This window comes from Okeania sp. SIO2B9, from assembly GCF_010672505.1.
Lineage (GTDB): Bacteria > Cyanobacteriota > Cyanobacteriia > Cyanobacteriales > Microcoleaceae > Okeania > Okeania hirsuta.
Genome location: NZ_JAAHGK010001777.1, coordinates 1 through 1,117, shown reverse-complemented (window position 1 = coordinate 1,117; position 1,117 = coordinate 1). Strand labels below are relative to the sequence as shown.

Annotated in this window: 1 protein-coding gene; it reads right to left on the bottom strand. The window is 38.2% G+C overall.

Annotated features, from left to right (window positions below; genetic code table 11):
- Positions 1–3 precede the first annotated feature (3 nt).
- Complete coding sequence (locus tag F6K13_RS34355) at positions 4–987, bottom strand: hypothetical protein (protein ID WP_353735768.1); 984 nt, start codon at positions 985–987, stop codon at positions 4–6.
- Between the last annotated feature and the right edge of the window lie 130 nt (positions 988–1,117).

Sequence of the window (1,117 nt, the reverse complement as noted above, 5' to 3'; positions counted from 1 at the left end):
TGCTCAAACTGATACCGGTACTTGCAAAGGAAATCTGATTTCTGTTGCACCTGGAACCTGACGAGAAAGAGCACTCCGAATTACCGAACGCGGTGGTGCTGCATCTGTAAATATCTTAGTCTCATCTGCTTTTATCCACCCCCCATAATCAAGGCGTAAATAGTTTCCTTCTTTCCCTGTAATCAAAGCTTTAGTACCTTTTGGTAACGGTGTCAAGCGCGAATAAGTGGTACTGGGTCCAGTTCTCGCAACTCCCTCTTCTACTGTTACTTCCGCCACCTCAAATACAGTCGGAGAAAGAATAGTCACTTTTCCCGGTGCTTTTTGAGTCACTGTCTTACCTCTGAGACTTAGTTTAAACTCAGGTTGACCTAAATCTCCTGGTTTCTCTGCTTTCGCACAACCTTGATAATATTCTCCCGCAGAAGGAACAGGTTGATTATCTCCTGTTAATACTGCTAAATTTCCTGGTAAATTTACTACTTGAGACTGAGAAAGTAAAGGAATAGTTTGGGCAGCTAATAAAACAGAAATATTAGCATTTGGAGGAGCGATCGCTTGAAAACAAATTAATTCCCCTGGCATTCTGGCAATATCTTTTGCTGGAGTCAAAGAACCTTGACCAAAAGCTATTCCCACTGGTAAAGGTGGTTGGTTTGAGTTGCGTGTTACCGTAATTATTTTTTCTTCGTCTTGATGGCGTACAGTAAATATATTTTTCCCTATTTGTAATGGAAAACTAGGGGCAAAATGACCTGATTTACTACGTTCATTAATTGCTTTTCCATTAACAGTAACCTCTGCTTCTGGAGAAGCTGTGCCAATTAGAAAAATTCTGTCTGAAGTAGTTTTGTGGCTTGCGGAAGGATAGGCAAGAAATAGAGATTTTGTTGTGGTTTCTTCCGAGAGTTTAAGTGGATTTTCATCTCTATTATTGTGTGACATGGCAATAGGGCAAATGGTACTTATTACTCCTAAAAATATCATTAATCCTAAAGTTGATGAGCCGATAATTTTGCTAAATATTTTGGGAATTATTGTTTTTTTTTGTCGCCATTAGCAGTGGATTAAAATTTACCATATTACTTTTTTGTTTTTTTTAGTTATATTTCTTTAT

What these genes read in the sequence shown, in the direction of transcription:
- F6K13_RS34355 (WP_353735768.1), bottom strand. Translation starts at nt 987, where the DNA reads ATGATATTTTTAGGAGTAATAAGTACCATTTGCCCTATTGCCATGTCA.